Source organism: Microvirga sp. VF16, assembly GCF_016864375.1.
Classification (GTDB): Bacteria; Pseudomonadota; Alphaproteobacteria; order Rhizobiales; family Beijerinckiaceae; genus Microvirga.
Window position 1 is genome coordinate 1295454 of sequence record NZ_CP069354.1, and the last position, 22861, is coordinate 1318314.

The window sequence follows — 22861 nt, forward strand, 5'->3', positions numbered from 1 at the left end:
GGTTACCTATCGCTCGCACGGCTGAGATGCCCCCGGTCATATAGATCGAGCGGTTCGTCTGCCCATAGGTTAAGCTTGATTGAGTCGGGTTACGACTTTGGAGTTCTCATGTCCCGCATTGTCTTCCTGAATGGATCCTTCCTGCCGATCGAAGAGGCCAAGGTGCCTTTCATGGATCGTGGCTTCATGTTCGGGGACGGCGTCTATGAAGGCATCGGCATGCTCGATGGGCGCCTGATCGACAACGAGGCGCACCTGGAGCGCCTGGAGCGCTCACTTGCCGAGATCCGCATTCCCAATCCCTACACGACAGCCGAATGGACCTCGATTCAGGAGGAACTCGCTCGCCGCAACGGCATGACGGAAGGCTTCATTTACTTCCAGGTCACCCGCGGCGTCGCAGAGCGGGATTTCTTCTTCCCCGAGAACGCCAAGCCTACGGTCGCGATGTTCACTCAGGCCAAGTCCATCGCCCAGGCTCCGGCAGCGCAGACGGGCATTGCTGTCGTGACCGTGCCGGATCTGCGCTGGCAGCGGCGCGACATCAAGTCGATCAACTTGCTCGCCCAGGTTCTCGCCAAGCAGGCGGCTAAGGAGGAGGGCGCACAGGAAGCCTGGCTCGTGGAGGACGGTTTCGTGACCGAGGGCGGCTCTTCGAGCGCCTTCATCGTCACGAAACAAGGCAGCATCGTCGTGCGCCCGTTGTCGAATGCCATCCTGCCGGGCATCACGCGCAAGTCCCTGCTGCAGCTCTCGAAGGAGGCCGGCATTCCTCTTGAGGATCGCCGCTTTACAGTCGAAGAGGCTTACGATGCCGCCGAGGCTTTCCTGACCAGCGCCTCGAACTTCGTTCTCCCGATCGTGTCCATCGACGGACGTCCCGTCGCTGATGGCAAGCCGGGTCCGGTCACGAAGCGGTTGCGCGAGCTTTACCTGCAGATGGCAAGCGCTCCGGCTCTGGCGGCCGAGTAGCTTTGCCGGAACCCCCTTCTGGGTCGCCCGTTGCCCTTTTCAAAAGGAGCGACCCATGAAGCGTGTGTTGGTCTTATCCACGATCCTGGCAGCCGGCCTCGGCACGGCTGCCCTGGCGCAAAACCCCGAGGTGCTGCAGCAACAGGCCCCGAACATGCCTCCGCTGCAGAAAATGCCGGCCGAGAAGGTGGAGCCGAATCTGAACGGGGCTCAGCCCAACGATCCTTCGGAAACAGGCTCGACCAATACCTTGAGCGACAAGCTTGAGCGGTCCGACGGCGTGATCAGGCCGCCGGAAAATGCCACTCCTGACATCACCGTGCCCGCGCCGGTGCCCGATCCGGGTACGACTCCGGTCATCCCTCCACCGGGCAGCCCCGGCGGCAATCCACGGCTGGATCCCAAATAATCCCGCGGCTTGGCGGGGGAGGCTACTTTCCTGCCGAGCGCCGCCGCTTGCCCTCGCGGGATCTGTTGTTCTCGCGGGCGTTGCCATTGCCGGACTGACCGTTGCCGCTCGTCATGATCTGGGCGGCGATTTCGGAAATCCGACGGCGCAATTCGTCGTTCTGGCCAGCGGAACCGTCCAGGTTTTCGAGGCGGCTTTGAGCCTCGTCCCGCTTGCTTTCGATCTCGCGGATCCGTTGCTCCAGGCTCAGGCGGCGCTCCTGCTCGGCAGCGAGGCTCTTGGCCAATTCGGCTAGGCGAAGGCGCTCGTCCGAGAGTTCGTTGTGACGCTCGCCCAAGGCTCGCTCGAAGTCGTTGCCGCGTGCCGTCTGGGTCATCAGGCGGGTTTCGAGATCCGAGATGGTGATGCGCTTGGTGTCGAGTTCGCTCAAGGAGCCCGTAAGGCGCCGCTGCGTATCGGTGAACTCCGTCTCCAGGTGGGCGAGTTTCTCCTCGGCATGGATGAGTTCGGTCTTGATCTTCGAGCGCTCGTTCTGCGCGAGGTCCAGCTCCATGCGGGTGTTGGACAGCTCGTTCAAAGTCGCGCGGTGGGCATTCTCGAGGGCGGCTAGCGTCTCGCGCAGGCTCGTGAGATGGGTCTGCGTCTCGGTCTGATCGGCTTCGGTGCCCACGAGGCGGGTCTGCGTTTCGGCAAGCCTGGCTTCCAGCTCGGATACCGTCCGGTCGCGCTCGGCGAGGGTAGCCTCAAGGGCGTCGATCCAGATGGCCCGCCGGCCGAGCTCTTCCATGCTGTCGTGCTTGGCGGCCATGGCCTCCTCTGCCTTGCGCTCGATCCGCCGCTGCAGAACGGCGAATTCCGCCCGCAGGTGATCCTTCTCCGCCGTCAGCTCCGAGACCGACATGGGAAACAGCACCTCGGCCCTGCGCCGCGCCAGACGCTCCGCGCGGGCATTAATGGCAGGAATGATGAGAAGCGCGATGAGGGATGCTGCAACGAACCCCAGCGCAAAGATCATGATGCTTTCGATCACGCGGACGCCAACTCCAGTATGCTTGACCGGTAACGCTCAAGCACCTTGCCTTGTGCCTGCGCAGCTTTCCAGAGCTGTCATGCTCCATGACCGCCCGTTGTAGCGCATCCGAAGGTGGTTTCCACCGGCATCGATGCAGCGCGCCCGCCGAATGATCCTAGAAAGGGTTCCAGGTCGGCTCAGGCGTGAACTTCAGGTAGCCGATATTGACGCCAAGCCGGGCGCCGACGCCGGCGCGAATTGGCACCACGATCATCTCGTCCGCCGCCAGGGCCGTCACGCCGAAACCGCCAATGAAATAGGCCGAGCCGTCGATGCCCCCGAAGCGCTTATAGAGAGCGTCCGTGAAGGGCATGTTGTAGACCAGCATCATGGTGCGGGCACCGTCGCCGCCCACATCGAAGCCGAGCGACGGTCCTTGCCAGAAGACCTTGCGCTCCCCGGCATTGCGGGTGAACAGCTTGCCTTCGCCATAGCGCAGCCCGCCGAAGAAGGCGCCGGAGGCCTCCTGGCCCAGGATATAGCCGTTGGGCTCGCCCCAGCGACGGACGGCTTCCTGCAGGGCTAGGGCGAGGCCGCGGGAGGCGGAGCCGAAGAACTGATGGCCTGACTCGACCAGTTCGTTGGAATTGAACGAGTTGGGGTTGCCGGGATTGCTCGCATAGGCGCGTTGGACGGTTCGGGCCGACGCCTGCGGGGGCATCGCGCCGATGAGGGCAGCAAAGGCTGCTGCCGCAAGGATCTTGGACCGGGAGCGCATGGGCTATCTCCTCGCATGAGACAGGGGACAATCCGGCCTCTTCAGGACGGAAGGCTGCTATCGAGGTTCGAACCTTAAGATCATCAACCCTAACAATCTCTGTACGGAAAGCTTGTCGGGAACGCGAGATTCATCATCTGCGCCGAAAGATCCCAGCGAAGACCTGATACTGACGATGGAGTTTCAGGCGGCCGAGACTGAAACGGGCAGGTCGAGACGCGGCGCGAGGGCGATATCGCCGATGGCCGCGAAGGGGCCATTCCGATAGCCTCTGTCCTCGTGGCCATAGGTCAGGGGGGCTCCGCCCGGACCGACGACACTGCCGCCGGCACGGGTGAGAATATGGTCACCCGCCGCCGTGTCCCATTCCATGGTCGGGCCGCAGCGCACATAGACATCGGCTTCGCCGGAGGCGATGAGGCAGAATTTCAGGGCGGATGAGGTCATCCGCCGCGTGCCGATCGACAGAACCGAAAGGCAGGCTTCCGTGGCGACGTCCCCGTGACGGCGGCTTACGAGCGCCACGAGGTCCTTTTCGGGGGCAGGCCGCACCTTCGCTTCGTGCCAGTCGAAAACCGTCTCCGCCATGTTGGGGAGGGGACTTTTCCAGGCTGTCTCGCCCGCCATCCAGATCGACCCCATGGCCGGAGCGGCCACGACACCCGCCACGGGTCTGTTGCCGCGGATCAGGGCGATGTTGACGCTGTATTCGCCGGTGCCGTGGATGAAATCTCCCGTGCCGTCGAGCGGATCGACCAGAAAGAAGTAATCGTCCGTATGTGTGGAGCTACAGGTTTCCTCTGCCACCACCGGCACCCCGGGCCAGGCCCCCTCGAGAAGTTTGATGATTAGCTCTTCGGCGGCGAGATCGGCTGCCGTTGTCGGCGTTCCGTCGTCCTTGATCCGCTTGTCGAGAAAAGCGCTTTCCATGCCGCGCAGGACGCGACCCGCCTCCCAGGCGATATGAGCGAGCTTCCGGGCGATCTCGTCGGGGTTTTGACCATCGAAGCGCATCATGGCTTTGTGCCCGTTCGCTTAAGAACTGTCGATCTCTTTTTGCCCGCTTCCCAAAGAACTCGTAGCCGGGTATCCGGGTTCACGTTCTCTTTCCTGTTTGGCTGTATGGGTACGCGTCGAAATCTCGATTTCATGAACATATAGCTGACATTACGGTGCCTCCGGAGCCCTCATGGCCACGATCTCGCTCGATTCGCTCGACCTCGCCGCTCTCCTCTGCTCGCGCGTCTGTCACGACGTGATTTCGCCGGTGGGCGCGATCGTCAACGGACTCGAGGTGCTGGAGGACGACAGCGATGCCTCTATGCGCGACTTCGCACTCGACCTGATCCAGAAAAGCGCCAAGCAGGCCTCGGCCCGGCTGCAGTTCGCGCGCCTTGCCTTCGGGGCCGCCGGATCGGCCGGAGCCTCCATCGATCTCGGCGATGCCGAGCAGGTGGCCCGCGGGCTCTTTCTGGACGACAAGGTCTCCTTTTCCTGGTCGTCGCCGCGGCTCCTGTTCCCGAAGAACCGGGTGAAGCTTCTTCTCAATCTGGTCATGATCGCCACCACCGCCATTCCGCGGGGCGGTTCGATTGCCGTGACCGTGACGGGAGAGGCGGAGAACTGTGCCTTCACGATCGTCTCGAAGGGGCTGAATGCCCGCATTCCTGCGCATTCTGAGGCGCTGCTCGCCGGCAATTCGGAGTCCGGCACGGTCGATGCCCACGGCATCCAGATCTTCTATGCCGGCATGGTCGCCCGCGCTTCCAACATGGGCGTCGCCTTCAGCATCGAAGGCGACGAGGTGACGATCAAGGCTGCTACGGTTTAAGGCTGTCGCAGCTTGCCTTTTAGAGCATCGGACCCAAAAGTGGACCCACTTTTGGGTCCGCATGATGCGCTAGCATTGCAAAAGAAAAGCCCGGCGAAGCGCCGGGCTTTTTCGTTTCCGTTGTCGCTCGCATCAGATCGCGATGCGCTCTTCCGCTTCGTTCGGCTCACGCAGCACGTAACCACGGCCCCAGACGGTTTCGATATAGTTGCGGCCCTGCGAAGCATTGGCGAGCTTCTTGCGCAGCTTGCAGATGAAGACGTCGATGATCTTCAACTCCGGCTCATCCATGCCGCCATAGAGATGATTGAGGAACATCTCTTTCGTCAGGGTCGTGCCCTTACGAAGAGAGAGGAGTTCCAGCATCTGGTATTCCTTGCCGGTCAGGTGCACGCGAGCGCCGCCGACTTCGACCGTCTTGGTGTCGAGGTTGACGATCAGATCGCCGGTGGTGATCACCGACTGGGCGTGGCCCTTCGAGCGGCGGACGATCGCATGAATGCGGGCCACCATCTCGTCCTTGTGGAACGGCTTGGTGAGGTAATCGTCGGCGCCGAAGCCGAGGCCCTTCACCTTGTCCTCGATGCCGGCCATGCCGGAGAGGATCAGGATCGGCGTCTTCACCTTCGCGACGCGAAGCGTCCGCAGAACCTCGTAGCCCGACATGTCGGGGAGGTTCAGGTCGAGAAGGATGATGTCGTAATCGTAGAGTTTGCCGAGGTCGATGCCCTCTTCTCCGAGATCCGTCGTGTAGATGTTAAAGTTCTCGGACTTCAGCATCAGTTCGATGCTTTGCGCAGTCGCGCTGTCGTCTTCGATCAGAAGTACGCGCATGTTCAATCCCCAGCCCTTGCCCTTGAGCTTGTGAGCAGCGGTTGGCTGCCCATCCGCCGCCAGGCCTGCGACGGATGCTCTTTTGAACTGATTCGAAACGCTAATTCAGAATGGTTAACAAACCCTGATTCTGTGATGCAAGCGCTTAACGAGCTTGACAGCCGGATCATCCGCTGAAGGCAATTATCCTGTGGATTCTGGGTAACCATAGGGAACCGCCTTACTCCATCCCAAAAGCTTATTCCGTAAGCGTTTCAACTGAGTCTGGACTCGGATCCGAGGGGACCGTGCCCGTGACCGAGGCAGTGTTAACGAAATCGGTAAACGAAAGGTTTACGAGCTCCGAAGGCGGTGGCCCCGGGATAGGGCATATCCTAGGGGACCGAAGGGGATAGGAAATTTTTTGTCGCAGCCGGTAAGGAAAGCTCAACTTCCGTCGGCGAAGGTGCGCATGTCTGGCGGGTAACTGAGCGATCCGTGAGATGCAGTGAAACAGCGACGTGTGGAGTTGAATCAAGATGAAGTCGCGGGATACGCTCATCCGCCTCAAGCGCTTTCAGGTTGACGAGAAGCGTCGTCGCGTGGCGCAGATCGAGATGATGATCGCCGAGTTCGACCGCATGGCGGCTGACCTTGACCGGGAAATCGCGGCAGAAGAGCAGAAGGCCGGCATCGCCGACCCGAACCACTTTGCCTATCCAACCTACGCGCGCGCCGCAGCCCAGCGTCGGGATAATCTTCGCCTTTCGGCTCAGAACCTGCACATCCAGCTCGACGATGCGAAGGCCGAACTTGGCGAAGCCTTCGAGGAACTGAAGAAGGCCGAAAGCCTGGAAGACCGCGAGCGGAGCCTGGATGCCGCCATCAGCCAGGCCGGACAGGCGCGCGCCATTCGCGCAACCGCCTGATCTTCCGCGCAAAGAGGGTTTCTTGAAAGGGTGCGTCCTGACCGGACGCGCCCTTTCTTATTTTCGCGATCCCAGGACCGGAACATGGGGTGCCGCCTCCACCGGAAGAAATCCGAGGAGGCGCGGATCGTCCGCTACCTCAATGGCACGCCGATAGGGCGTGAAGCCCGAGCGCATATAGAAGGCGAGGGCGCTCGGGGAATCGAGCGTGCAGGTATGGACGAAGAAGCGCTCGATCGGCTGGGAAAAGGCACGGTCGATCGCCTCGTTCATCAGGAGCCGTCCCGCCCCCTGGCCGATGAACCCGGGAATGAGCCCGAGAAAGGCCAGTTCGACCTCTCCCTCGGATCGAAAGTCGAGTTCGAGCAGGCCGACATCGGCTGCGCCGTCGTGAAGGGCGTAGGCCTCGATCTTGGGATCGTCGAGGATGGCCGCGAGCCTGTCGTCGGGCATCACCGCCCGGCTGAACCAGAGCCAGGGCTCGCCGATTGTCTTGAAGAGCGCTCGGTAGCGTTGATGGTCCTGGCTGATCCGCTGAAGACTCCAGTTGTCCGGCTTTGGGAACGGCGAGAGGGCAGGGCGCTCGCGCATCTCCAGATAGGTGACGATGGTTGCGATCTTGCCCGGCGGTAGGTCCGTATAGCCGTTGAGGTTGAGCGTCACCGCCGATTCCGCTGCCATGTGCCTATGCCTTTTGCAAAGTCGTAAAAGATAGGAGAAGTAATGCTTGATAAGGGCGTTGCCTCCCAACGTCACGCTTCTTCCGGCAGCGCTTCCAACCGGCCCGGCATTCCTCCACGAAAATTGCTCGGCCTCTATCCCTTCAGACCGGTGCCAGCATTGGACCTTATGTCATGCCGCAGCAAGGCATAATCCCCTTGCGGAGCAAAGGGATTGTGGGCACAGAGGAGACCGATGAGGGAGTTCTGCCGGCTCGATGAGGAATGTGCGTGAGTTCATTTGGCCCGTGATCGGGCTGCTGGCAGTCGTCGTGTCAGGCTGGCTTCTTTATCGTGAGCTGCGCGGCATGTCCCTCGACGATGTGTGGGATAGCCTGACCGCCGTTCCGCCTCAGCGCTATGCCCTAGCGGCGCTCTCCACCCTCGTCGCCTACGCTGCGCTCGCTTGGTACGACCGGATCGCCCTGCTGCACTTGGGCGTACGCCATATTTCGTGGTTGTTCGTGTCGATCACCTCGTTCACGACCTATGCCCTGTCCCATAACATCGGCGCCTCGGTCTTCTCCGGTGCCGTCGTGCGCTACCGGGCTTACACCTCGAAAGGCCTGGGCGCCCCGCAGATCGCCGTGCTGGTGGCCTTGTGTTCCTTCACCTTCGGCCTCGGCACCATTCTCCTCGGCGGCGTCGTGCTGGTCGCCGATCCGACCCTGCTGCACCGTCTCGAAGACCTTATGCCGTCGATGCTCACCAATCCGGCGACGGCCCGCGTCGTTGGCTTCCTGCTTCTCGGCTTTGTTGCGCTTTATGTGGTCGGTTCCATCCTGCATCTCCCGCCGCTCGTCATCCGCAAGGCCAAGCTGGAATATCCCCGTCCTGCCGTCATGACGCGCCAGCTGATTGCTGCTCCGCTCGAACTTCTGGGGGCCGCCGGCATCATCTATTTCGTGCTCCCGGCCCATCTCGAGCCTAGCTTCATCATCGTGCTCGCCGTCTTCCTGGCGTCGTTCTCGGCTGCGCTCGTCAGCCATGCTCCCGGAGGGCTCGGCGTGTTCGAGCTCGTCTTCCTCACGGCCATGCCGGACATCCCCAAGGCGGACGTGCTGGCGGCGCTGATAATCTTCCGGCTCTTCTACCTCCTGATCCCCTTCGGCCTCTCGCTCGTAGTCGTCCTGATGTTCGAGCGAGCACGACTGGCGCAGGCCTGGCGCGGCCGGATAGCGGCCGCGGACGGATCCGTGCCGCCACCGCCCCTGTCCTCCTCCGATCAATGACCCATTCCTGGCGACGGCTGCGCTTCGGCCTCTCGACGCTGCTTGGCGTCAAGCAACTCGGCTTCTTCATTCCCTATCGCTATGCCGATAGCGTCGAGCCGCAGGATTACCCGGCGCTGCGCCCGTCGTTCGAGGCAGCGCGGCCGCGTTTTTCCGGGGTGCTGGAGGCTATCGAGAGCCATGCGGACGATCTGCGTTCCATCCTGCAGGGCAGGGGACCGGCACGCTTCGATCAAAGCTGGTTCCCCCGTCTCGATGCGGCTGCCGCTTATGCCATCTCTCGCCGAGAGAAGCCGCAGCGGATCGTGGAAATCGGCTCCGGTCACTCGACGCGTTTCATGGCCCAGGCGGTGCTGGACGGGGAGTTGTCCACCCGGATCACCTGCATCGATCCCGCTCCCCGGGCTACGTTAAAGAAGCTCAATGTGGAGCATCAGCAGGCTCTCCTGCGGGAGGTGGACCCGGCCGTGTTCGAGGCGCTTGAAGCCAGAGACATTCTCTTCATCGATTCCAGCCACATTGCTATGCCCGGCACCGATGTGGACCGCCTCTTCCTCGACGTGCTGCCGCGCCTTGCCAGCGGGACGCTGGTCCACGTTCACGACATCACGCTGCCCTATGCTTACCCGGAAATCTGGGACTGGCGGGGGTACAACGAGCAACTACTCGCCGGTGCGCTCCTGCAGGGCGGTGGTTACGAGCTCGTCTTCGCGAGCCATTATGTGGTGAGAGACGTCAGCTCGGCCCTGTCACGGGGTATCCTGTCCGAGCTGCCGCTGGTCTCCGGCGCGCACGAGACCAGCCTCTGGCTGCGGAAGCAATAAAGCGGGAACCGCTCTTAAGCCACGGCCGTGGACCTCTGTCCCGGCTCCGGCACCACGATACCTGCCTCCATGTACTCGTTCAGCTTGTTGCGCAGGGTTCGGATCGAGATGCCGAGGATCCGCGCGGCGTGGGTCCGGTTGCCGAAGCAATAGGCGAGGGTGTCGAGGATCAGGTGGCGTTCCACATCGGCGATGGTGCGCCCCACCAGGATTCGCCTCAAGGCATCAACGGTCTGTTCCGCTTCAGCGGGGGTATCTGAACCTGCATTCGCGTGGGATGAACCTTGCTGTTCCAACGAAACCGGGATGCCAAGCACGATGTGAGCCTGCCTTAAGGGAAGTGATTCAGGAGTTTATGCTCATTGTATGGTTAGAAAGGTCTTAACGGCCTAGCTTCCGGCTAATGAAAAAGGCGCTGGCTCGGATGAGCAGCGCCTTTTTCATTGCGAACTCTTGGACGTGCTTATTGCCGGTATTGCTGGATGCGCGTGGTGCGCAGGCCGGCCAGGCCATGCTGGTCGATGGACATCTGCCAGCTTAAAAATTCCTCGGTGGTCAGCGTGTAGCGCTGACAGGCTTCTTCGAGGCTCAGCAGCCCGCCGCGGACGGCAGCGACAACCTCGGCTTTGCGACGGATGACCCAGCGGCGGGTGCCGGAGGGGGGAAGGTCGGCAATCGTCAGGGGACTGCCATCGGGCCCAATGACATACTTGACCCTTGGGCGGTGGGGTTCGGTCATGATACGCTCACACAAAAATTCAACGACCTTTGACAGGCTCGAACCTACGCGACGGGACTTAATGTTTTCCTAAGCCCATCAGGTGGTTACGAGAATGCCTAAGCTTAGCCATAAACGTTAACGTTGGCTTATTGCCGCGCACTTTCCCTTTAAGAATTGTGGCGCAAGAGCATCGGACCAAAAGTGGACTTGCACTTTTGGGATCCATTCCGATGCTCATCCTCTGAGCTGGCGCATCGTTCTGTGCGGACCCAGGGGGCCGCATCAGCGACCCGAAGGGCCACGCCGGTGAAAACCGGGTCCACTTTTCCGCACGATGCGCTATAGAAGGGCTTTGAAACCCCTCCCGTGCGCCGCCTTGAACGGCGCCTCTGGATGGAAACATGCTCAATTCGCTAGACCTTCCCACCGATCCCTCGAAGACCCGCGTCGTGGTTGCGATGTCCGGCGGCGTGGATTCGTCGGTCGTCGCAGCCCTGCTCAAGCGCGAGGGCTACGATGTCCTCGGCATCACGCTCCAGCTCTACGACCATGGCGCCGCCACTCACCGCAAGGGCGCCTGCTGCGCCGGCCAGGACATCTACGATGCCCGCCGGGTGGCGGAGGCCATCGGCATCCCCCATTACGTGCTCGACTACGAGGCCCGCTTCCGCGAGGCCGTGATCGACCGCTTCACCCAGAGCTATCTGGCGGGCGAGACGCCGATCCCTTGCGTCGAGTGCAACCGCTCCATCAAGTTCCGCGATCTCCTGGAGACTGCCAGGGAGCTCGGCGCTGATGTGCTTGCCACGGGCCATTACGTGGCAAGCCGCGCCCTGTCAGACGGGCGCCGTGCGCTCCACCGGGCAGCCGATCCGGACAGGGACCAGAGTTATTTTCTTTATGCTACCACCCCGGAGCAGCTCGACCTTCTGCGCTTCCCCTTAGGCGAGTTGCCCAAGGAGAAGACCCGCGAGCTGGCGCGCGAATTCGGTCTTACCGTGGCGGAGAAGGCCGACAGCCAGGACATCTGTTTTGTGACGCAGGGCCGCTACAGCGACGTGATCGAGCGCTTGAAGCCCGGTGCCGTGCAGGGCGGCGAGATCGTCCATGTGGATGGCCGCGTACTCGGCCGCCACGAGGGCATCATCCATTACACGGTAGGGCAGCGGAAGGGGCTCGGCCTCTCCGTCGGCGAGCCGCTCTATGTCGTGCGCCTTGAGGCCAAGGAGGCTCGGGTGGTGGTCGGTCCCCGCGAGGCTCTGGCCACCCGTCTGATCCGCGTGACGGACATGAACTGGCTCGGTGACGTGCCCCTCGAAGCCTTGGGCGAGAAGGGGATGGAGGTGGCTGTGCGCGTCCGCTCCACCCGCGAGCCGCGTCCGGCCACGCTGAGATCCACAGGAACTCACACGACGGTCGAGCTGTTTTCGGCCGAAGATGGGGTGTCTCCCGGTCAAGCTTGTGTCATCTATGAGAGCGATGCTCCCCGGGCACGCGTGCTTGGCGGGGGTACCATTGCTCGCACGCTAGCCGAAGCCGCACCCGCCGCGGCCTGAGGTGCTTACCTAGGGATAGTTTATGACGGATGGAGCGACCACCGTCCTGATGCGCAAGGCCTATGCGCGTTGGGCTCCGATCTACGACCTCGTCTACGACAAGCTGACCGAGCCGGCGGCTCGTGCGGCCGTGGATGCCGCCGTCGCCTGCGGTCCCAGGGTGCTGGAGGCGGGTGTCGGCACGGGATTGTCCCTCGGCTACTACCCCAGGCATGCCGAGGTTTACGGGGTCGATCTCTCCAAGGACATGCTCCGCCGCGCCCAGGACAAGGTCGAGAAGAGGGGGCTCAGCCACGTGAAGAGCCTGCAGGTGATGGACGTCACCCATCTCGGCTTTCCGGATGAGAGCTTCGACGCGGTCACGGCCCAGTTCATCATCACCCTCGTGCCGGAGCCCGAGACGGCCCTCAGCGAGTTCATGCGCGTGCTGAAGCCGGGCGGCGAGATCGTGCTCGCCAACCATTGGGGCCAGCCTTCGGGCCCGATCGCGGCCCTGGAGGAACTGGCCTCGCCCGTCGTCAAGGCCATCGGCTGGAGCTCGGCCTTCAAGGCGGCCCGGGTCGAGGACTGGGCGCGCGGGACCGGCCGCATGGAGGTCGTGGAACTGCGGTCCCTGTTCCCGGTTGGGTTCTTCAAGCTGATGAGAATCAGGAAGAAGGCCTAAGGGCTGCCACACTGGCGGGGGCTTGAGACCGAGGTGACTTTCGGGGCTCGGGCCCTATTTGCATGGGAGCGGCGACCTGTTCAGCACGAAAGCCATTCCCATGCGCCTCTTCATGTTCACCTCCCAAGCCAAGGACGACCTGCATGCATTTGCGGGCGATGAGGCAGGCAGCAAGCTTCCGGCCAAATATGCGCCCTGGGGGCTGACCGGCACGTTGGGCTCCCGCGAGGCCCCGCCGCACAAGTTCTCCCGCAAGACCATCGAACACGCGATTTCGACCGATGGCTTTCAGCTCTGGCGCATGAAGCCGAAGGGCTGACAGATCTGCGGGCTGGAACTTTCGGAGCCTTTCAAAAGACGGCTTTCACAAATCCGCAGCTTAGGCGCGCGTCTTTCTTGACACTGGGGGGCAACCTTCCCTATATCGCCCATGCCTGACGCGGGGCTAAGCCCCGCTTCCCGGGGCGGAGTAGCTCAGTTGGTCAGAGCAGAGGAATCATAATCCTTGTGTCGGGGGTTCAAATCCCTCCTCCGCTACCATCCCTTTCCAAGATAAAATGTACGTGCGGTCCGCACGGCGACGTGCCCGGGGCCATGCTCGGATGCAGTCGGAGAGCAATTGTAATTTGGTTCGTCTTTAGGACTTGCCGCGGTGGTCTCTGAGACGGTCAACACCTCCCTCAAGCGCGGATCAGGCCGCTTCATGCGGGAGAAGGGCACCCTGAAATTTGGCTCCGTCCTCCGGACTGCGCACGCAGTTCCGGCCTGCCGCTTTCGCCTGATAGAGCGCTTGGTCCGCAGCATCGAGGAAAGCAGCCCGCTCGCTTCCGCGCGACGGCTGGACTGAGGCGATCCCGATGCTGGCCGTCACCGTCTGGTACGGGCTGCCTTCATGCGCGATGCCCATGGCGATGATGGTTTGGCGAATGTTCTCGGCAATCAACCGAGCGCCGGCAAGATCCGTCTCGGGCAGGACAATGGCAAATTCCTCTCCGCCATACCGAGCTGCGACATCGCGAGGGCGGCGGATATTGGTCTCAAGCGTGCTGGCGATCCCACGGAGAACTTCATCGCCTCGCCCATGACCATAGCGGTCGTTAAAGCTCTTGAAATAGTCTGCATCGACAAAAAGAAGCGACAGGACTGAGCCGGAACGAATGGCTTGACGCCACTCACGCTCGAAGGTTTCGCGGAAGGCACGACGGTTCGGCAGTCTCGTCAGATCATCGGTTCGCGCGATGCGCCGGAGCTTGGTTTCCGCTCTCGTGCGGCGTTTCAATTCACGCTGAAACAGATACGTGAGTCCGACGACGGCGCAACACAGCGCGAGTGTCGCAAGGCTGAGGACGAGAGCCTTTCGTTGCCAGGCCGAAAAGATCTCATCAACAGAGAGAGCGACGGTGAGAACGAGCGGATACTTGTTCAATCGTTCGAAGGAGATGATGCGGCGAACACCATCGATCGGCGAGATCGAGTCGAAGGTGCCGGATTTCGCCTGGAGAAGGCGCTGGACATGCGGAGAGGCACCCAGGTCCTGATTGATCTGGCCCGCATCATAAGGGTAGCGCGTCAGCAGGATGCCATCATAGCGGAAGAGATTGATAGCTCCTTGCTGGCCGAGGATCAGATTGTCGAACTGTTGATTGATGGTGGCCAGGGGCATCGATCCCATCACAACCCCAGCAAAGCGTCCGGCAGAATCCGATAACCTCCGGCTGAATCCGATGCTGAGGTCGCCACTCCGTGTTCTGCTTGCGAAGGGGCGGCTGACATATAGACCGATGTGGTTGTTCTCTTTGTGCGCGACGAAATACTCGCGATCCGAAACATTGAGAGACCGCGAGGCGATGACAGGACCGGCATCGGCGATGAGATTGCCATCTTGGTCCACAACCAGCAGCGTTCCCATGAAGGAGGCCGAGACGGCGCGATCAAAGAGCATCCGGTATTGAAGGTCTGGAGGGAGTTGCTGAACGCTGAGATATCTCAGCCCCTCCATTGCTCCCTTCAGCGACAGATCGAGCAGCTCGAGGTTGCCGTCGAGATCGCGCGCGATGGTGGTCAGCACATTTCGCGAGGATTTTTCAGCCTCATGCCATGTGTTCTGGCGATCCATCCAAAGCGTATGCGCCGAAATCCCGAGGATGCCCAGGGCGATCACGCCTGCAATCAGGTGTAAGTAGACTTCTGAGAACAGACGTTTCATTCGGCGCTGCACAAATCTCGTTAGAATATATTCTATAGACGATCCTAATAGATTGTTACAACGCGGGAGTGTGAAACTATTTGATAGGCAATTGCTCTAACAAGATTAGCCTTCAAGCTTCACAGTGCTGTTTTACGCGAGATAACGTTGCAATACCTGTATCGATTATTAACATAGATCAGTCTCGTGAGGCGTATGTTCTTTGTTTGAAGGTTGCCGCTTCTTTCTCGGGTGAGTAGGTCGCTCCGATTTGCGAAAAAACCTTGGGCGCAGTCGAGACTTTGCCGACTGCGCCCGATTGGTTCGACGTTTATCGTGTTTTCTTGCGTCGCCTCGAGAGCATGTTCAGCGCCTCGATCAAAGCCGAGAATGTCATCGCGGCGTAGATGTAGCCCTTCGGCACATGGGCTCCGAAACCTTCCGCGATCAGAACCATGCCGATCATGAGCAGGAAGCCCAGAGCCAGCATGATCACCGTCGGATTGGCCTGGATGAAGCGGGCGAGGGGATCCGCGGCCAGAAGCATGACGGTCACGGCGGCCACGACAGCCACGACCATGATCGGTATATGATCCGTCATGCCGACGGCCGTGATGATGCTGTCGATAGAAAAGACCAGGTCTAAGAGCAGGATCTGCACGATCGCTGAGGCAAAGCTCATCTGAGCCTTTCCGCTTTCAAAGAGGTCAGGTCCATGATCGGGATCGACATTGTGGTGGATCTCCTTGGTCGCTTTCCAGACCAGGAACAGACCACCTGCAACCAGAATCAGGTCACGCCAGGAGAAACCATGGCCGAAAGCGGTAAAGATGGGCTCCGTGAGCTGGACGATGATCGCAATGGTTCCAAGCAGACCCAAGCGAAGGATAAGGGCAAGACCGATACCGATGCGCCGGGCCTTCGTTTGCTGATGGGCGGGCAGCTTGTTGGTCAGGATCGAGATGAAGATCAGGTTATCGATCCCGAGCACGACTTCCATCACGACAAGCGTGGCCAGGGCAGCCCAAGCTGTCGGATCCGCTGTCAATGCCAATATGTAGTCCATGAAGCTCTTCCTATGATGTCATGACCTTATTTTGGTTATTGCCGAGCTTGCGCAAGGGGTTGGACCGGATCCCGTCGTTGCTTGCTGCTTTCACAATTGGCTGATCTCGATGTCCGAGCCGTTGAAGCGGAAGCGGCTGCACCCACATCTTCCAACAATGAGCATTGAAGCCGCGTCACCGTCGACTATGCAAAATTGACTTTGGTTCCAGTGCTTTAGTTCCTTTGTTGGCCATGCGGCGCCGGCGCAATGGAACCGCCCATGGCAGGAGGAGCGTTCCCTCATGGAATGATCTGGAGGCATGTCATGGCAGGATTTTCAGGACGTTGGCTGGTGACTGCCTCGCTTGTGGGAGTTTTGGGAAGTCCCTTGGCGGCTCTTGCCCAAGCGGGACGCCCTTGGGTTGACCCTCCGCCCGAGTCCGACACCAAGACCCAGGCGCCAGTGTCGGTGCCGTCCGCCCTTCCCGCGACGCCGCCCGCTCAAGCTGCTGGTCCCAATTCGGCTCCTTCCCCCGTCTCATATCCGACAGAGGCCAAGGCTACTGACTCTCAGCCGGCTGACGAGACTGCATCGCAGAAAACAGCAACCGACGATCAAACGAAGCAGAAACCAGTTGTTGAACGCAAGACGCGCGCTTCTTCTCAGCAGACTAGCTCGTCTGGACGCCAGAGGAGGGAAGGGCAAGTCGTGCGCCGGCGCGCAACCGGCACGCAGGTGTCGCAGGCACAGCCTCGTAGCGCCATTGAACGGCGTGCGCGGGTTATGCGTTACGGGTCGGTTCAGGAAGGGCTGGACGCGGGTCTTCAGGTGATGCGACTGCGAACCATTCAACTGCCTGACGGTCGTCGGATCGATGTCCTGACTCGTCCCGATCAGGATATCGCATCCGGATTGCCGGACGGCTACTAAGCGGCTGAGATCAGCTAACTTGTTTGGCCTGCTGGTGCGGGAGCTTGAACGACGTCCTGTCGGTATTGTACCGCGATCTCTTCTGCGCGACGGCGGATGTCGAGCCAAAGACAACGCGCTCGTTGCGCATCTGCGAGGGCGCGGTGTGCCGCAGGCCCACGTTCCTCATAGCCGCGTTGGGCCTGCACAAGAATGTCCCGCATGAGTGTGCGATGAAGATCGGCTGGAATGTGAGCGTCCCGCAATATGTCGCGCATGATCCTTCTATGGGCCATTTCAGTATCCTCAAGACGTAGCGCGTGGCGCGGCAATCCTGCTGTGCGCAGGAGCTTGCTCAGCCACTTTCCATCCCATGATGGCGCCGTCGCATAGAGGGTACGTCCTGTCAGGACCGATACCATGCGTTGAGCGACATCTTCGAGCGATGTTCCCTTGGCTCTCAACTGCTCTCTGGAAATGCCGTGAATTCTTCCCGCTTTGACATCCCAATCGGTCCAGGATGCAGCGGGCCTGATGAGATAGCTCTCCTCCTCGCCACTCGCGAAAACCCAGGCAACCTCGATTGGGTAGCCCTGTTTGCCGAGAGAGGAGGCCTCGAAATCAAGGAACACGATATTCGACAGATCAGGCATCGTGAATCAACTCACACGTGTCTGCATTCGTTCGACTGGTTTAAATCATTATCTTGACCTGGAAATGCAGAAGGAGTGTGTCGTTCCCTTGCGCTGTCCAGAATGCAGGCGATCAGCCGGAAATGCATCGACACGGAACTGCCTGATCTGATTTTCGAAGAATCCCGCATCATCAATATCGCACAATCCTTAAGGGTCTGTGCGACGATTCTGACGGTTCAGGACTGACGTTGTCGTAGCAGTGGACTAGAGCATCGTTCGACGCGGAAAACTGGGTCCACTTTTCGCTGACGCGGCCCTCTGGGTCCGCACGATGCGCTAGCGCGCGCTGGACGATGTGAATGCGGCGGACGCGGATACTGAACCGGTCGCTATGGGGTCGCTGGTGCCTGTTCTGAGAGTGTGCAATAGGCCCTTGCGCTTGGCTTCGTAGTAATAGCCGCCGGCATAAAGTGCGACTGCGCGATCCGGATTGCCGCCTGCGACGTTGTAGGCGTTCGCCAGATAAGGGACTGCGTAAGTCAGATTGGTATTGGCATCGAGAAGTCCTGAGACCGTTCCTCTGTAGCCCATGCCGCGCGCTGTAGCATAGCGGATCTGCATGAGGCCGAAATTGCCCCGACTAGATGCCCGTGGATTGTAGCCGCTCTCGCGTTTAATGACGCGGTGTATCAATGTTTCAGGAATGCCATGAGCCCTGGCGTGTTGTGCAACAAGTGCATCAATTTGGGCTCGTTCGGATGCCAGTGTAGGCAAGGTGCACGCGATCGCCGCACACGCGAGAACAAGACGAGAAATCATGAAGGTCCCCTTGTTGAGGAAATTTCTCGTCATCAATCGTGGCAATTGGACGTCAGCTTGGCTGTAAGGACCTGTCGAGCAGCCACCAATGCGATGCATCTCGCCAAGATGCCAATCATGGCAATAGCGCCTTAAGCGTAAGCTGTTTGGCAGATGCCTTGCAGACACCACCCTTCAGAGATGCAATTGCTGCTCTCCCAAAGAGGTAGTGATACGGCGGTATGGCAGTGCGTGCAGATTATCGATTTTTATTGCTTTGCAAGAAATTGCTGAGGTTCAGAAGGTCAATGTAGCTGACTTATCCGGTTCAGTCTTTGGCATGAAAGCAGGGGGCGGACTGGTGAATAATTGTCGTGCCCAACGAACTGCGTCAAATATTTCACGCAAGCGAGCAGAGATCAGCAGATACTCATGTGCGAACGGCGACAACTTGATCAAAATACCAGATTCCAACCCGAGTCTTACGCCGCATCAGAAGTAAGAATAGCTCCGAGCGCAGGGATCATTAAGCAAGGGGTATTCCACGCTCTTATGAGTTAAAGCTCGCTTTTGAAAGTAGTAATGCTTTGTTTAGTCCCTAGGGGGTATCTCGCAAGCCGAAATAGTGGAACGACTTTAGGTGAAGCAGTAGTATTTAATTGGGCTGTATCCGGCGCTTTTCAGAATTCGCGCCTCGCTTCCACTGTTATTCAGCAGGAACAGCCTAATGCAAATTAGTGTTTTTGGAATTGGCTATGTCGGCGCCGTTTCCGCGGCATGCTTAGCCAATGATGGCCATAACGTCATTGCAGTTGATCCAAATCCTCAGAAAGTCGGCCCTCTCAATGAAGGCATTAGCCCGATCGTCGAACCTGGATTGGGAGACCTGATCCAAGGGGGTATCCGCAGCAAGCGCCTGATGGCGACAAGCGATGTGCGCGAGGCTATTCAAGGGACGGATCTATCTTTCGTATGCGTCGGAACGCCATCGCGCTCGAACGGCTCTCTCGATACGGCCTATGTGAGCGCTGCCGCCGAGCAGATCGGCGCGGCCATTCGAGAGAAGAACGCTTTTCACTCCGTCGTCATGCGGTCGACCATTCTGCCAGGCACGATGGAGAGCATTGTTCTGCCGGCAATCGAGCGTGCTTCAGGGCGTCAGGCCGGCGTGGGCTTCGGCATTGCCTATTACCCAGAGTTCCTGCGGGAAAGTACTGCCATCGCCGATTACTATGATCCAGGCGCGATCATCTTCGGGCGTCATGATCAGCCGACGGTCGAACGTCTGCTCGAGCTACATAAGATCTTCAAAGTCGAACCGAGGATCGTCTCTATTCGTACGGCGGAAGCCGTCAAGTACACGAACAACGCATGGCATGCTCTCAAGATCAGCTTTGCGAACGAGATCGGCAACATCTGTAAGGAAGCTGGAATTGACGGGCATGCCGTTATGGAGGTTCTGTGCGCAGACACGCGGCTGAATATCTCCAAGGCTTACCTGAAGCCGGGATTTGCATTCGGCGGATCATGCCTTCCCAAGGACCTGAGGGCTTTGCGCTTCGCAGCGCGCAAGCTGGACGTGCCCACACCCATTCTCGACGCCACGATGGAGGCGAACGAAGAGCAACTGCGGCGTGCATACTCAATGGTCGCAGCCACCGGAAAGCGTCGGATCGGCATCATTGGCCTGAGCTTCAAGCCTGAAACCGATGACTTGCGGGAAAGTCCATTGGTCGAGCTTGCAGAGCGTCTTTACGGGCGCGGCTACGACATTCGCATCTACGATCCGAACATCCAGGTCTCGAAGCTAACCGGAGCCAACCTCCAGTTCATCAAAGCGCATCTTCCTCACCTTACCTCCCTTCTGACTGCCGATATCAACGAAGTCATCGATCACGCGGAAGCCTTCGTTCTCGGCAATCGTGATGAAGCCAAGCGGCTCATGGCAGCCTTGAATGACGATAGGCCGCTCATCGATCTCGTGCGCATCGACCAGACAAGGTGTTCCGGTGACCTTTATCAAGGAATCTGCTGGTAGCGGCGGCGCCCGGCTGTCGGAGTCGGTGGGGGCACATGTGCTTTATGTGGTGGCCGTAGCAGCATTCGCTGCTGCGCTCCCATCCCAGGCCTATAGTGCCGTGAGCGCCGGGATGATCGGGACCATCGGGTTCCTGGCCATCTGGCGCTATGGATGGGGCTTCCTGCACTTCGTCCGTGCCCTCATCTTCCGTAAAGTGCGCTTCCCGCGAATGCGGGAGGCCGCAGACGCGGCGGTAGCCCAGGCGCCTCCTAATGCCTTTCTGCTGGTGACGACATTTCGGATCGACAGCGCGGTCACGGCGCGTGTCTATCGCGCCGTCTTCGAGGCCGCGCTGGCGGCGCCCGGAAGAGCGACGGTCGTTGCTTCGGTGGTGGAGGCCGGCGATCAGCGGCTCATCAAAAGCTTGTTCCGGATAGTTTGCGGCGATACCGGCAACGTCGATCTTGTGATGGTGAGAATTGCAGGAACAGGAAAACGGGATGCTCTTGCCTACGGATTCAGAGCGATCGCCCGTCGTGCTCCTGCCGACGATGACGTCGTCGCCGTCATTGACGGAGACAGCATTGTCCCGTCCGATCTGGTGCGGAAATGTGCGGGGTTCTTCCAGCTCGATCCTCAAGTCGGAGCCCTGACGACGGATGAACTGAGCGAGGTCCGTGGCCGCCGCATCTTTCAGGAATGGTATTCTCTCCGCTTCGCTCAGCGCCATACTCTGATGTCATCGGTCGGATTGTCGGAACGCGTTCTGACCTTGACAGGCCGCATGGCAATGTTTCGCGCGAGCATCATCTGTAACCCCGAATTCATACGCCAGGTCGAGCTCGACTATATCGATCACTGGCGCCTTGGCCGGTTCAAGTTCCTAACGGGCGATGACAAGTCAAGCTGGTTCTGGCTACTTCGGAATGGCTATAAGATGCTCTATGTGCCCGATGTCGTCGTTTTGACCGTCGAGGATCCTCCATCCGAGAGCTTCATCTCTGCGGCCGCGATGCTGATGGTGCGCTGGTTCGGCAACATGCTGCGCACAAACTCGCGGGCTCTCGCGCTCGGTCCAAGGAAAATCGGGCTGTTTACGTGGTGGGCGATTCTTGATCAGCGGATGTCGATGTGGACGTCTCTTGTCGGATTTGTGATCGCTCTGCTCGCCGGAATCTTCATCAGCGGCTATGCGCTCCTCCTCTATGCTCTGTGGATTCTGGCATCGCGGTATGTGCTCACCCTGTCTCTTTTGGCATCGCGGCCAAGGGTATCCGTATTCTATCCCTTCCTTCTCTACTTCAACCAGATTTTCGGCTCCCTGGTCAAAGTCCATGTCACGTTCCGGCTGGATCGGCAGAAATGGACACGACAGAAGACAGCCTCGGCGAAGGTGGCGAAGCGCCCCCTCATCGCGAGCAATTTCATGTCGGCATGCATGCATAGCCTTGCACTGGTTGCATTTGTGACGGTTCTTGCTTGGAGCATAGACGTGCTTCCGACCCCGAAGCCGATGCTCTTTATCCCCTAAAGCGAACGGTATCGATTTGGAGCTTGAGGCAATGACGAAGATCACGCACGAGGCTGAGGTTCAAAGACAGCATCCTCGATATCGGATCCCCATCCGATGCATCCACAATGGGACGCAGATTTCCGTTATCGACGTTTCTGTCGGAGGGATCGGCCTGAGGACAGGATCGTTTGGCGTCAAGCCCGGTCGTGTGTTTGAGCTCACGCTCGTCTTTCCGTTCAGCGGCTATGAACTCTCCCTGCCGATAAACGCCGAGGTCCGCTATGTCGCCGAAGAGCATAGCAGAGCCGGCCTTCGATTCGTCGATGTCTCACCGCGGCAACACAATCTTCTCCGGTTCGTCCTCGACGCCTATCTTGCCGGCGAGATTGTCGATGCGGGTGATGTCCTGGATGTCGCCGCGCGACGCAATGAGGGGAAAACCCGTGATGTTCCCCAGCGTCCTCAACCTCAGGGATTCTTCGCCCAGCTGACCCATCATGGGCGCAGTGCCGCAGGCTATGTCGGCGTCGGCGTCGCGACGATACTTCTCATCGGCTTCATCGGCATGGGGATCTTCGAGCGGATGTATATCATTCCGGCTCAATCGGCCCAGATCACCGCTGATCTTGTCACCGTGCCTGCCCCTTCGAATGGTCAGGTCACATTCATTGCGGCTGGCAACGAAGTAAAGTCAGGAGAGCCGCTTTTGACGATCCAGGGGCCGCAGGGCACCAGCGTCGTCATCGACAGTCCCTGCAACTGCATCGTTCAGACTCGTTATAGCCGGGCTGCCAACTTCGTCCGAGAGGGAGCACCGATCCTGGCACTTCGCGAGAAGACGAGCACTCCTTACGTCACCGCCAGCATTCCTCATGATCAGCTTTTGCGCTTCTACCGTGGAGCCAGCGCCGTGATCGAATATGCCGATGGCACACGCGTGCGGGAGAGCCAGATCGAGCGCTTACCCTCCCTCGCCAGCGACGCCGCCTCGACCGGCCCTTTCATCGTGAAGCTCGCGCCGGGCCGCGAACTCGAAATGTCCTCCATCGGGCAACCGGTATCGGTTGTCTTCAATACCTTCTCCGGATCTTCAGTTGCCGCTACAGCCAGCAAACTTCAAGCGGCAATGATGTGGGCCGGGGAAAAGATCAGTGCCGTCTTCGGACAAGATAACGAAGTGGCAGCGGCAGCAAAAAAGGCCAGAGAGCCGGATGTCGACAGTGGGAGGCGCCTTGCCGGACTTAGACCCCAGGAATGATCCGCTCCGGATCACGTTTCGAAGGTCATACTTGA

The 22861-nt window shown here is 59.8% G+C and carries 23 protein-coding genes, 1 tRNA gene and 1 pseudogene; 14 read left to right on the forward strand and 11 right to left on the reverse strand.

What is annotated here, in order from left to right; all coding sequences use genetic code 11:
• The first annotated feature begins 108 nt into the window (after window positions 1-108).
• The gene (locus tag JO965_RS06145; RefSeq protein ID WP_203442812.1) at window positions 109-972 is read left to right on the forward strand and encodes a D-amino-acid transaminase; all 864 of its coding nucleotides are present in this window, start codon (window positions 109-111) and stop codon (window positions 970-972) included.
• 55 nt (window positions 973-1027) lie between these two features.
• Window positions 1028-1381 (forward strand): hypothetical protein, encoded by a 354-nt coding sequence (locus tag JO965_RS06150; RefSeq protein ID WP_203442813.1) that lies wholly within the window; start codon window positions 1028-1030, stop codon window positions 1379-1381.
• 22 nt (window positions 1382-1403) lie between these two features.
• On the opposite strand, the gene JO965_RS06155 is transcribed toward JO965_RS06150, so the two are convergent.
• The 3 genes from JO965_RS06155 to JO965_RS06165 all read right to left on the reverse strand — a co-directional run bounded on the left by JO965_RS06155 (window position 1404) and on the right by JO965_RS06165 (window position 4188).
• Window positions 1404-2411, reverse strand: coding sequence for a hypothetical protein (locus JO965_RS06155; RefSeq protein ID WP_203442814.1), 1008 nt, complete (start codon window positions 2409-2411; stop codon window positions 1404-1406).
• Between the two features lie 157 nt (window positions 2412-2568).
• Window positions 2569-3114 (reverse strand): DUF1134 domain-containing protein, encoded by a 546-nt coding sequence (locus tag JO965_RS06160; RefSeq protein WP_246776854.1) that lies wholly within the window; start codon window positions 3112-3114, stop codon window positions 2569-2571.
• A 240-nt stretch (window positions 3115-3354) separates the two neighbouring features.
• On the reverse strand, window positions 3355-4188 hold the full coding sequence (locus tag JO965_RS06165) for a 3'(2'),5'-bisphosphate nucleotidase CysQ (RefSeq protein WP_203442816.1): 834 nt from the start codon (window positions 4186-4188) through the stop codon (window positions 3355-3357).
• Window positions 4189-4360: 172 nt separating this feature from the next.
• Between JO965_RS06165 and chpT the strand changes: the two genes are divergently transcribed.
• Window positions 4361-5002, forward strand: coding sequence for a histidine phosphotransferase ChpT (chpT, locus tag JO965_RS06170; protein WP_203442817.1), 642 nt, complete (start codon window positions 4361-4363; stop codon window positions 5000-5002).
• 132 nt (window positions 5003-5134) lie between these two features.
• Here the strand turns inward: chpT and ctrA are convergent, their stop codons facing one another.
• Window positions 5135-5836 (reverse strand): response regulator transcription factor CtrA, encoded by a 702-nt coding sequence (gene ctrA, locus JO965_RS06175; RefSeq protein WP_114944720.1) that lies wholly within the window; start codon window positions 5834-5836, stop codon window positions 5135-5137.
• A 518-nt stretch (window positions 5837-6354) separates the two neighbouring features.
• Between ctrA and JO965_RS06180 the strand changes: the two genes are divergently transcribed.
• Complete coding sequence (locus JO965_RS06180) at window positions 6355-6744, forward strand: flagellar export protein FliJ (protein ID WP_203442818.1); 390 nt, start codon at window positions 6355-6357, stop codon at window positions 6742-6744.
• Window positions 6745-6801: 57 nt separating this feature from the next.
• On the opposite strand, the gene JO965_RS06185 is transcribed toward JO965_RS06180, so the two are convergent.
• Window positions 6802-7425, reverse strand: a complete 624-nt coding sequence (locus tag JO965_RS06185; RefSeq protein WP_203442819.1) for an N-acetyltransferase — start codon at window positions 7423-7425, stop codon at window positions 6802-6804.
• Between the two features lie 256 nt (window positions 7426-7681).
• On the opposite strand from JO965_RS06185, the gene JO965_RS06190 reads away from it, so the two are divergent.
• Both JO965_RS06190 and JO965_RS06195 read left to right on the forward strand, forming a co-directional pair.
• Window positions 7682-8695 carry a lysylphosphatidylglycerol synthase domain-containing protein gene (locus JO965_RS06190; RefSeq protein ID WP_203442820.1) on the forward strand — a complete coding sequence of 338 codons (1014 nt, stop codon included), beginning with the start codon at window positions 7682-7684 and terminating at the stop codon, window positions 8693-8695.
• Window positions 8692-9519 carry a class I SAM-dependent methyltransferase gene (locus tag JO965_RS06195; RefSeq protein ID WP_203442821.1) on the forward strand — a complete coding sequence of 276 codons (828 nt, stop codon included), beginning with the start codon at window positions 8692-8694 and terminating at the stop codon, window positions 9517-9519. The genes JO965_RS06190 and JO965_RS06195 overlap by 4 nt, the downstream gene beginning before the upstream one ends.
• Before the next feature lie 14 nt (window positions 9520-9533).
• Here the strand turns inward: JO965_RS06195 and JO965_RS06200 are convergent.
• Both JO965_RS06200 and JO965_RS06205 read right to left on the reverse strand, forming a co-directional pair.
• A pseudogene (locus JO965_RS06200) lies at window positions 9534-9737 on the reverse strand (helix-turn-helix domain-containing protein); the annotation flags it as partial.
• Window positions 9738-9982: 245 nt separating this feature from the next.
• Entirely contained in the window at window positions 9983-10258 is a 276-nt protein-coding gene (locus JO965_RS06205; RefSeq protein ID WP_099510864.1) for a DUF1153 domain-containing protein, read from the reverse strand.
• A gap of 383 nt (window positions 10259-10641) precedes the next feature.
• Between JO965_RS06205 and mnmA the strand changes: the two genes are divergently transcribed.
• The 4 genes from mnmA (at window position 10642) to JO965_RS06225 (ending at window position 13000) form a co-directional block, all read left to right on the forward strand.
• A complete protein-coding gene (mnmA, locus tag JO965_RS06210; protein WP_203442822.1) occupies window positions 10642-11796 on the forward strand; it encodes a tRNA 2-thiouridine(34) synthase MnmA in 1155 nt (384 codons plus the stop codon).
• A 22-nt stretch (window positions 11797-11818) separates the two neighbouring features.
• Window positions 11819-12460 carry a class I SAM-dependent methyltransferase gene (locus JO965_RS06215; protein ID WP_203442823.1) on the forward strand — a complete coding sequence of 214 codons (642 nt, stop codon included), beginning with the start codon at window positions 11819-11821 and terminating at the stop codon, window positions 12458-12460.
• Between the two features lie 112 nt (window positions 12461-12572).
• Window positions 12573-12779 carry a hypothetical protein gene (locus tag JO965_RS06220; protein ID WP_246776759.1) on the forward strand — a complete coding sequence of 69 codons (207 nt, stop codon included), beginning with the start codon at window positions 12573-12575 and terminating at the stop codon, window positions 12777-12779.
• Between the two features lie 144 nt (window positions 12780-12923).
• Window positions 12924-13000: transfer RNA gene (locus JO965_RS06225), tRNA-Met, on the forward strand.
• A gap of 151 nt (window positions 13001-13151) precedes the next feature.
• On the opposite strand, the gene JO965_RS06230 is transcribed toward JO965_RS06225, so the two are convergent.
• Together JO965_RS06230 and JO965_RS06235 are read right to left on the reverse strand one after the other, a co-directional pair.
• Complete coding sequence (locus JO965_RS06230) at window positions 13152-14666, reverse strand: sensor domain-containing diguanylate cyclase (RefSeq protein ID WP_203442825.1); 1515 nt, start codon at window positions 14664-14666, stop codon at window positions 13152-13154.
• Window positions 14667-14976: 310 nt separating this feature from the next.
• Window positions 14977-15711, reverse strand: a complete 735-nt coding sequence (locus JO965_RS06235) for a TerC family protein (RefSeq protein WP_203442826.1) — start codon at window positions 15709-15711, stop codon at window positions 14977-14979.
• 690 nt (window positions 15712-16401) lie between these two features.
• On the opposite strand from JO965_RS06235, the gene JO965_RS06240 reads away from it, so the two are divergent.
• Window positions 16402-16623 carry a hypothetical protein gene (locus JO965_RS06240; protein ID WP_203442827.1) on the forward strand — a complete coding sequence of 74 codons (222 nt, stop codon included), beginning with the start codon at window positions 16402-16404 and terminating at the stop codon, window positions 16621-16623.
• 14 nt (window positions 16624-16637) lie between these two features.
• On the opposite strand, the gene JO965_RS06245 is transcribed toward JO965_RS06240, so the two are convergent.
• Complete coding sequence (locus tag JO965_RS06245; protein WP_203442828.1) at window positions 16638-17255, reverse strand: transcriptional regulator; 618 nt, start codon at window positions 17253-17255, stop codon at window positions 16638-16640.
• 318 nt (window positions 17256-17573) lie between these two features.
• The gene (locus tag JO965_RS06250) at window positions 17574-18056 is read right to left on the reverse strand and encodes a lytic transglycosylase domain-containing protein (protein ID WP_203442829.1); all 483 of its coding nucleotides are present in this window, start codon (window positions 18054-18056) and stop codon (window positions 17574-17576) included.
• Window positions 18057-18762: 706 nt separating this feature from the next.
• On the opposite strand from JO965_RS06250, the gene JO965_RS06255 reads away from it, so the two are divergent.
• From JO965_RS06255 to JO965_RS06265, 3 genes are read left to right on the forward strand one after another with little or no spacing between them, the layout of a single operon-like run.
• On the forward strand, window positions 18763-20073 hold the full coding sequence (locus JO965_RS06255) for a nucleotide sugar dehydrogenase (protein ID WP_203442830.1): 1311 nt from the start codon (window positions 18763-18765) through the stop codon (window positions 20071-20073).
• On the forward strand, window positions 20045-21586 hold the full coding sequence (locus JO965_RS06260; RefSeq protein ID WP_246776760.1) for a glycosyltransferase: 1542 nt from the start codon (window positions 20045-20047) through the stop codon (window positions 21584-21586). Before JO965_RS06255 ends, JO965_RS06260 begins: the two co-directional genes overlap by 29 nt.
• A 31-nt stretch (window positions 21587-21617) precedes the next feature.
• Window positions 21618-22826: a PilZ domain-containing protein gene (locus tag JO965_RS06265; RefSeq protein ID WP_203442832.1), complete on the forward strand. Its 1209-nt coding sequence runs from the start codon at window positions 21618-21620 to the stop codon at window positions 22824-22826.
• Window positions 22827-22861 lie beyond the last annotated feature (35 nt).

Coding starts and splice junctions, on each gene's coding strand:
- JO965_RS06145 (WP_203442812.1), top strand. CDS start 109: ATGTCCCGCATTGTCTTCCTGAATGGATCCTTCCTGCCGATCGAAGAG.
- JO965_RS06150 (WP_203442813.1), top strand. CDS start 1,028: ATGAAGCGTGTGTTGGTCTTATCCACGATCCTGGCAGCCGGCCTCGGC.
- JO965_RS06160 (WP_246776854.1), bottom strand. CDS start 3,114: ATGCCCCCGCAGGCGTCGGCCCGAACCGTCCAACGCGCCTATGCGAGC.
- JO965_RS06165 (WP_203442816.1), bottom strand. CDS start 4,188: ATGATGCGCTTCGATGGTCAAAACCCCGACGAGATCGCCCGGAAGCTC.
- chpT (WP_203442817.1), top strand. CDS start 4,361: ATGGCCACGATCTCGCTCGATTCGCTCGACCTCGCCGCTCTCCTCTGC.
- ctrA (WP_114944720.1), bottom strand. CDS start 5,836: ATGCGCGTACTTCTGATCGAAGACGACAGCGCGACTGCGCAAAGCATC.
- JO965_RS06180 (WP_203442818.1), top strand. CDS start 6,355: ATGAAGTCGCGGGATACGCTCATCCGCCTCAAGCGCTTTCAGGTTGAC.
- JO965_RS06185 (WP_203442819.1), bottom strand. CDS start 7,425: ATGGCAGCGGAATCGGCGGTGACGCTCAACCTCAACGGCTATACGGAC.
- JO965_RS06190 (WP_203442820.1), top strand. CDS start 7,682: ATGAGGAATGTGCGTGAGTTCATTTGGCCCGTGATCGGGCTGCTGGCA.
- JO965_RS06195 (WP_203442821.1), top strand. CDS start 8,692: ATGACCCATTCCTGGCGACGGCTGCGCTTCGGCCTCTCGACGCTGCTT.
- JO965_RS06205 (WP_099510864.1), bottom strand. CDS start 10,258: ATGACCGAACCCCACCGCCCAAGGGTCAAGTATGTCATTGGGCCCGAT.
- mnmA (WP_203442822.1), top strand. CDS start 10,642: ATGCTCAATTCGCTAGACCTTCCCACCGATCCCTCGAAGACCCGCGTC.
- JO965_RS06215 (WP_203442823.1), top strand. CDS start 11,819: ATGACGGATGGAGCGACCACCGTCCTGATGCGCAAGGCCTATGCGCGT.
- JO965_RS06220 (WP_246776759.1), top strand. CDS start 12,573: ATGTTCACCTCCCAAGCCAAGGACGACCTGCATGCATTTGCGGGCGAT.
- JO965_RS06230 (WP_203442825.1), bottom strand. CDS start 14,666: ATGAAACGTCTGTTCTCAGAAGTCTACTTACACCTGATTGCAGGCGTG.
- JO965_RS06235 (WP_203442826.1), bottom strand. CDS start 15,711: ATGGACTACATATTGGCATTGACAGCGGATCCGACAGCTTGGGCTGCC.
- JO965_RS06245 (WP_203442828.1), bottom strand. CDS start 17,255: ATGCCTGATCTGTCGAATATCGTGTTCCTTGATTTCGAGGCCTCCTCT.
- JO965_RS06250 (WP_203442829.1), bottom strand. CDS start 18,056: ATGATTTCTCGTCTTGTTCTCGCGTGTGCGGCGATCGCGTGCACCTTG.
- JO965_RS06255 (WP_203442830.1), top strand. CDS start 18,763: ATGCAAATTAGTGTTTTTGGAATTGGCTATGTCGGCGCCGTTTCCGCG.
- JO965_RS06265 (WP_203442832.1), top strand. CDS start 21,618: ATGACGAAGATCACGCACGAGGCTGAGGTTCAAAGACAGCATCCTCGA.